The sequence below is a fragment of the Microseira sp. BLCC-F43 genome, assembly GCF_041929235.1.
Taxonomy (GTDB): Bacteria; Cyanobacteriota; Cyanobacteriia; order Cyanobacteriales; family Aerosakkonemataceae; genus Microseira.
In genome coordinates this window covers 42,611-49,187 of record NZ_JBHFNP010000322.1, presented here as the reverse complement: position 1 = coordinate 49,187, position 6,577 = coordinate 42,611, and the positions used below count along the sequence as shown (strand labels likewise).

7 protein-coding genes are annotated in these 6,577 nt (G+C 50.1%); 2 read left to right on the top strand and 5 right to left on the bottom strand.

The features are described 5' to 3' along the window. Positions 1 to 323: 323 nt before the first annotated feature. The 4 genes from ACE1CM_RS43355 to ACE1CM_RS43340 form a co-directional block, all read right to left on the bottom strand. Positions 324 to 1,727 carry a family 2B encapsulin nanocompartment shell protein gene (locus ACE1CM_RS43355; RefSeq protein ID WP_374885577.1) on the bottom strand — a complete coding sequence of 468 codons (1,404 nt, stop codon included), beginning with the start codon at positions 1,725 to 1,727 and terminating at the stop codon, positions 324 to 326. Between the two features lie 2 nt (positions 1,728 to 1,729). Beyond that, positions 1,730 to 2,500 (bottom strand): hypothetical protein, encoded by a 771-nt coding sequence (locus ACE1CM_RS43350; protein WP_374885576.1) that lies wholly within the window; start codon positions 2,498 to 2,500, stop codon positions 1,730 to 1,732. Continuing rightward, on the bottom strand, positions 2,488 to 3,522 hold the full coding sequence (locus ACE1CM_RS43345; RefSeq protein ID WP_374885574.1) for a hypothetical protein: 1,035 nt from the start codon (positions 3,520 to 3,522) through the stop codon (positions 2,488 to 2,490). The genes ACE1CM_RS43350 and ACE1CM_RS43345 overlap by 13 nt, the downstream gene beginning before the upstream one ends. Positions 3,523 to 4,449: 927 nt before the next feature. Continuing rightward, the gene (locus tag ACE1CM_RS43340) at positions 4,450 to 5,364 is read right to left on the bottom strand and encodes a LysR family transcriptional regulator (protein ID WP_374885573.1); all 915 of its coding nucleotides are present in this window, start codon (positions 5,362 to 5,364) and stop codon (positions 4,450 to 4,452) included. 161 nt (positions 5,365 to 5,525) lie between these two features. On the opposite strand from ACE1CM_RS43340, the gene ACE1CM_RS43335 reads away from it, so the two are divergent. Next, entirely contained in the window at positions 5,526 to 5,795 is a 270-nt protein-coding gene (locus ACE1CM_RS43335; RefSeq protein ID WP_374885571.1) for a hypothetical protein, read from the top strand. An 81-nt stretch (positions 5,796 to 5,876) separates the two neighbouring features. On the opposite strand, the gene ACE1CM_RS43330 is transcribed toward ACE1CM_RS43335, so the two are convergent. Then, positions 5,877 to 6,023 (bottom strand): hypothetical protein, encoded by a 147-nt coding sequence (locus tag ACE1CM_RS43330; RefSeq protein ID WP_374885570.1) that lies wholly within the window; start codon positions 6,021 to 6,023, stop codon positions 5,877 to 5,879. Here ACE1CM_RS43330 and ACE1CM_RS43325 point away from each other — a divergent pair. Further along, entirely contained in the window at positions 6,022 to 6,375 is a 354-nt protein-coding gene (locus tag ACE1CM_RS43325) for a hypothetical protein (protein ID WP_374885568.1), read from the top strand. The genes ACE1CM_RS43330 and ACE1CM_RS43325 overlap by 2 nt on opposite strands. Positions 6,376 to 6,577 lie beyond the last annotated feature (202 nt).

Below are 6,577 nucleotides of genomic sequence, written 5' to 3'. Positions count from 1 at the left end.
CCCCTTGCGAAGGGGGGAACCTGAAAGCCCCCTTGCGAAGGGGGGAACCTGAAAGCCCCCTTGCGAAGGGGGGAACCTGAAAGCCCCCTTGCGAAGGGGGGAACCTGAAAGCCCCCTTTGCGAAGGGGGGAACCTGAAAGCCCCCTTTGCTAAGATCCCCCCTTATATCGTGTCGCTTCGCATCGGTTGTGTATAGTGGGGGTGTTCGACGCTGCGTGCGATCGCGCTTAATACCAAATCCGCGCACCACTTTCCCTGGGTGGCACGATTACCGGGGTGGCGGAGGCGCCCAAGTCCCGGCTTGGGCTGGTAGCCGATTACAGCTAGGTGTCCGATTCCTTTCCTGGGCGCCCGATTTCTACGTCTTCGAGGATACCGAGTGCATCAGGGACGAGAACGGCTGCGGAGTAGTAGGCGGTGACCAGGTACGAGATGATGGCCTTTTCGTTGATGCCCATGAATCGCACAGACAAGCTGGGTTGGTATTCGTCAGGGATACCAGTTTGATGTAAGCCGATGACACCCTGGTCTTCCACACCAGTCCGAAGTACAAGGATGGAACTGGTCAGGGTATTAGTGATGGGGATTTTGTTGCAGGGAAGGATAGGTACGCCCCGCCAAGCGATCGCCTTTTGACCGTCCATGTCAACGATCTGTGGATAGATACCGCGACGGTTGCACTCCCGACCGAAGGCGGCGATAGTGCGGGGGTGAGCTTTGAAAAACTTCGACTTCCTCCGACGGGTGAGCAGTTCGTCGAGGTCGTCGGGGGTGGGTGGTCCGCTGCGGGTGTAGATGCGCTGTTTGAGGTCAGCGTTGTGCAGCAAGCCGAATTCCCGGTTGTTGATCAATTCGTGTTCTTGACGTTCCCGCAATGCTTCGATGGTCAGCCGCAGTTGTTGTTCGGTCTGGTTCATCGGTTCGTTGTACAGATCCGCTACGCGAGTATGCACCCGCAACACGGTTTGGGCAACGCTCAACTGATATTCCCGGGGTGAGAGTTCGTAATCTACAAAGGTTCCCGGCAACTCAGTCTCTCCGACATGACCTGCTGTCACCGCAATGGCAGCTTCACCGTACTCGTTCTGCGAGCCTTGTGGGCGGGATCTGAAGCGATCAACGTGAGCCTGTAATGCCTCGGACTGGTTGAGTAGTTCCCGAAACGCCTGTTGTGGCAGTGCCAATACCGTGCATCGGGTGATGGCTTGAACTGTGAAATCCCAATTGCTCTGAGACTCTACCAAGACGCGATCGCCAAAATAGTCGCCATCAGCCAACACACCCAACACGGTTTGCTCGTCATACTTGCCAGCACCAATCTTATTCACCTTGCCATGAGCAATCAAAAAAACCCTCAAGGCTGGCTGGCCTAACTGCACTATGGTGTCACCGGCTGCAAACTCCTGTTGCACAAATCGACCCGCCAAGGCATTCAACACTTCGGTGTCATCAAACCCTCGCAGCAATGGCAACTCACAAAGTTCCTGGGGAATCACCCGCACCTGGGACCCGGTGTTGGTGAAAGTCACCTGCCCATCCCCCAGCGCATAGGTCAACCGACGGTTCACCCGATAAGTACCACCTTTCGTCTGTACCCACGGCAACAGTTTCAACAACCACCGCGAGGTAATTTCCTGCATCTGCGGTGCAGATTTGGTTGTCGTCGCCAAATTCCGGGCAGCTGCGGTACTCAAACTTAGTTGAGGTTGTTCGCTCTCAACATTCAAATTCAATTCAGTAGATGCTGTAGTTTCTCAACGTATCCCAGCAGTTTCTCGCGGGCACTTGCATCCAAGTTGAAATCCTCGAAAAGGATCGGCAGTTCGGTGGCGACGATGTGTTCAAACTGGCGCGCCCGACTGGTCATCAGGTTGTTGACTACTTCGACAGCCTGTGGTGTATCGCAGTTGAGGAAATTCTGAATCACCAGCACGCAGTTATGGATTTCGCCCTCGAATTCGATTTCTTTCTGGTAGGAGAAGATATCGTTGGTGAAACAGGCGAAGTCGGCGGCAGAATTTTCCAACTGGCGCATCGATCGGGTGCGGTAGATCTCCATCGGGATCTCGTCACCTTGGGCTAATCGAGACAGGCTCATCGTCAGATCGGAGCCAAACGTCTTACGGCGCATCTCAACATAATCTATCGGGTCTGGAATCCGATTTTGGATTTGGTTGGCGAGTTCCCACAACCAGCTTTCTGTCATGTCTTGGATAGCACGGCGGAACAGACACCGGGCGTTTGCAGACATGGAACTTGCTGTGCGAGACCAAATATCTGCCAAGCCGCGTTCCACCGGGTTGGTCGGGTCTGGTATAGGGCCCGAATCAAGAGGCATGAACGCCGACAGTCGGGCGTTGAACACTTTCGCACCAGCCATGTCGCGCCTGTGTCCGTAGAGTGCCGGGAAGTAATCGTCGGCATAGGTACCCCAGACCAGCCAGCACGCTGTCAGATTCAACTCAGGAGCAGATCCCTTCGGATGAATCAACGCACGCATAAGGCTACATCCGCAACATCGAACTTGTGGTCATCCCAGATGACGGCATCAGGAATGCCAGGTAGTGAGTCCAGCATCCCCATCTGCCGCGCCCATTCCTTAGAATGCCGCCGCGCGGCATCCAGATGGGGATTCAAACTCGTAGTAAACGGCATATAAAACTTCGGCAGTGTCACCGGCCCCACAGGTTGGTATGGAACGTGAGTGAAGCTCTTGAACCTTCCCAAACCCAAGGTGTTGTATAACGATCCAATATGCACAGCCGATGTGCCCAGCCCGGTGGGGCCGCCCAGAATTAGCATGGATGTCGGAGAATTAACCGCTTTCTTGTTCATGTAGCGGCTAGACCTCATATGCCACTCATGACCACCCGACTGCCAGTCCTGAAGTCCTTTGATGTATAACAGAAAGTTCAAGCGAGCCACCGGGTCGAGTCCGTACTCCTCAAACAGGGGGGGCAACTCGGTAACAGCTGTGTTCTCAAATTGCTGTAACCGCGAGGTCAGTAGTTCGTTGGTGAGATTAGCCGCCTCCTGGGTACTCACATTCAAGAATCGCTCCAAGACCAGCACGCAGTTGGCATTCTCACCTTCATCCTCGACTTCTCTCTGGTAGGAGAAGAGGTCGTTGCGAAGATGTACTCCATCGGCAAATGTGTCTTTGAGTACGCGCATTGGACGAGTTGCGGCGATCGCTGCCGGGATTTCAGCACCCACAGCGTGTTCGACGAGGTTCGCCGACCACGGTGCCCCACCCACCTTGCGACGCATCTCAATGTATTCGATGGGGTTAGCGATCCGATCCTGGTTGATATTGGCAAGTTCCCACAAAGACTCTTCCAGGAGGTTCTTGGTACTCTCGAAGAACCGCAGCCGCCAGTCCGCCGACTTGGTAAACGCGGTGCGAGACCACAGATCGGTCAAACCACGCTCTATCGGGTTGGTGGGCAATGGGGGGGTATCGGTGGGGTAGATTGGCATGAAAGCCGGCAGTCGGGCAAGATACTCCTTCGCCCCAGCCATGTCTTGGGTACGTTTATAGATTTCCAGGAAGTGATCGTCGAAGAAAAAGCATACCAGTCGGTCACCAGATCAAGCTCTGGGCCTGACGCATCTGGATGGGTATACGAGCAAAGCAAGGCGTAGTCGTGAGCATCAAACGTGCGCTCGTCCCAGATAGCGGAGCTTTCTGCTTCCTCTTGTGAGCCAAGTATCCCCATCTCGTATGCCCATGCTTTGGAATGCACTCGCGCCGCTTCCAGGTTGGGGTTCAGCCTTGCAGGCCAAGGCATATAAAATTCTGGCAGTTCAAAGGGTTGCATGATTTGCGCGTTAACCTCCTCTGGGGTCTTCTTGCTGTCTTTCTTTCGTATCTGAACCGATCGGACATGGCGAGCGACGAGCTTCTTCGCCACCCCGGACACCTCCGCAAATTTGCTTAGCTCCTGGTGGCTCCTGTCAAGAATACAACACAAAATGTTTTTTTTGTATTATTTTTTGTAAATTAAAAAATAATTTATTTTTTAATTTTTGGAATATTATTTTATGTTTTAATTAAAATTAATTACAGAAAGAATTGCATTTTATAACTCCAGACACCGAGGTAAAATGAAAGAAGAATTACGAGACATTTAGGAAACCAGTCAAACTTTAGATGCGGGCTTGTTGAGGATGTCAAAATGGTTGGTTCACGCTCAAGCTTTTTACGCCAAAGCCGCCCGGAATTGAGCGGATTTGGTATTAAGCGCGATCGCACGCAGCGTCGAACACCCCCACTAGACACAACCGATGCGAAGGGACACGATATTAAGCCCCCTTTGCTAAGGCGGCAACCTGAAAGCCCCCCAAGGCATTGGGGGTCCTAGGGGATCGATGCGTAAGTCCTGCTGAATTTGAACCAACTCAACTAAGGAAGCGATCGCTCTTTATCAGGCGATCGCATTTTTTTGCTCAAACCGCTGCTTTCACCGCAAATCGACCCGTATTCCTCACGGCATCTAAAAAGGCATAAACCGCTGGAGGATGAAGCGCAGCGGCTAAAATCGCCACTCCAATCACCCTTGTCAGAGGAACTGGCAAATTGCACAATTTCACCCCAGGCGGAATCGGTTCGGCGGCGAGGCGAGGCAGAATTCCCGCACCTAAACCTTGTTGCACCATACTAACTATGGTTGAATCTTCTTTAATTTCATAAGCAATACTGAGGGGATATTCTGACAGCGCCAAACATTTTCTAGCCCTGGTATTGCAAGGATTTAAGGAACTTACAATTAAGGGATAGTTTGATAAATCTTTCCAACTAATTTGGTGACTTTTTAACTGAGTCGTGGGTGGTAGCAAGAGAATATAATCATCACGCAGAATTTCCCAAGCTTCAAATTCATCGCTGGTGGGTAAGTAAGTAAAGCCAATATCGGCATACCCTTCGCGCAAACACTGTTCAATACTGGAAATAGTCTCATCTTCGCTAATATTGATCGTAATATTGGGGTAATTTTGGCGAAATCGGGCTATGACGGTAGGCAAAATATGAGTCGCCACGCTGCGAAAACAGGCAATTCGCACCTGTCCGCCTTGCAAACCTTTTGCTAAGTTGGCTTCTTTGTAGATGGCGTCTAAAAGCTGTAGCACTTGGCGAGCATGTGCGGCGATGCTTTCCCCCACGGGGGTTAGATGTGCGCCGTGGCGTCCGCGAGACAGTAAGACTACGCCTAATTCTGCTTCTAGAGTTGCGATCGCGTGACTCACCGCCGACTGGGATATCTCCAACTGCGACCCAGCTTCGCTAAAGTTACCCCAGTCTGCGATCGCAACTAAAGCACGAATTTGAGAAAGCTTGATTCTGCTTTTATTAATATCATTCATTTGGGGGATGCAAGCGTTGTACAAATTATGCTTAAAGCAGTTCAATAATTTCACTGCCTATCTATCAATTTTATTCATATAACCTATGCAAGTTGTGTATGGTTGTTCGTTTAAGTTGAAGTTACATTAAATTTCAGAGAAAAGCAAGAGCGGGGATATTTATGAGATCGTTTGCCAATTTATCAATCAAAGACAAAGCAGACTCGACAATTACTCAAGATACACAACACCAAGACTCAAAAATTTTTTCACAAATATGGCAAAAATTGTTGACAGCGATCGTTAGTAAGAGCGAACTGCAAGTTTGGTCAGAAAACGAGCGCAGTGGTAACACAGAGTGGCACGCCTACGATCCGGAGACAGGTCGCTCTATTTGTGTCGCTTCGGAAACAGAGATGCGCCACTGGATTGAACAGAGTTACTACCACTAATAAATAGCTAATGGCTAATGGCTAATGGTTAATGGATATGGAAAATATTCCCATCAGCAATTAGCAATTAGCAATTAGCAATTACCACCCCAAGGATAAACTCAGTATTTTAATCAACTTCTCAGCTAAATTTAAGCTACCAATCAGCACCAATTCATCATGGTCAACCATGCTAGTAATTAGCCAAAGCAATAGTCTAACTTTTTCCAATCCAGGAGATTGCATCATGAAACGTCTTATTCTTGCTAGCTTATCCGTTCTGCTACTCTCTGCTGCTACTGCACCTACCGTTAAAGCTGAGCCAATGGCTGTCAACTCTAATATGATGGGCAGAACCTCTGCTTCTATCAGATTACTAGAGCCTTTTTATCTCGTCGGACTCGCTTATCAAGGCTACTTCCGCGAACAGGGAATTCCCAGTTACGGTGCTTTCCTTGCTGCTTACCATACAGGGAGAATTAACGCTCGCGATCTCGTTCAAAGCGCCATCAAAGATAACCGACTTCCAGCCAGCGCTTTACAAGATGAAGATTACCTGAATGCGGTTGAAATGCAACTGATGTTCTTTGACACTCACTAAAAACTGACTCTGGCATTTGAGAACAAGCGAAGTCATCAGAAACCGGGTTTTTCTAGTTAGGAAACCGATCCCCCCAAACCCCCCGATGCCTTGGGGGGCTTTTACCGATCCCCTCAAACCCCCCTTCAAAGATTGTAAATGTAGGGTGCGTTAACGAAGCCGCTTAGTTTTCGCTCTATAAAATACCCGATTTTTCCTCCTC

Coding starts and splice junctions, on each gene's coding strand:
- ACE1CM_RS43350 (WP_374885576.1), bottom strand. CDS start 2,500: ATGCGTGCGTTGATTCATCCGAAGGGATCTGCTCCTGAGTTGAATCTG.
- ACE1CM_RS43345 (WP_374885574.1), bottom strand. CDS start 3,522: ATGGCTGGGGCGAAGGAGTATCTTGCCCGACTGCCGGCTTTCATGCCA.
- ACE1CM_RS43340 (WP_374885573.1), bottom strand. CDS start 5,364: ATGAATGATATTAATAAAAGCAGAATCAAGCTTTCTCAAATTCGTGCT.
- ACE1CM_RS43335 (WP_374885571.1), top strand. CDS start 5,526: ATGAGATCGTTTGCCAATTTATCAATCAAAGACAAAGCAGACTCGACA.
- ACE1CM_RS43325 (WP_374885568.1), top strand. CDS start 6,022: ATGAAACGTCTTATTCTTGCTAGCTTATCCGTTCTGCTACTCTCTGCT.
- ACE1CM_RS43330 (WP_374885570.1), bottom strand. CDS start 6,023: ATGATGCAATCTCCTGGATTGGAAAAAGTTAGACTATTGCTTTGGCTA.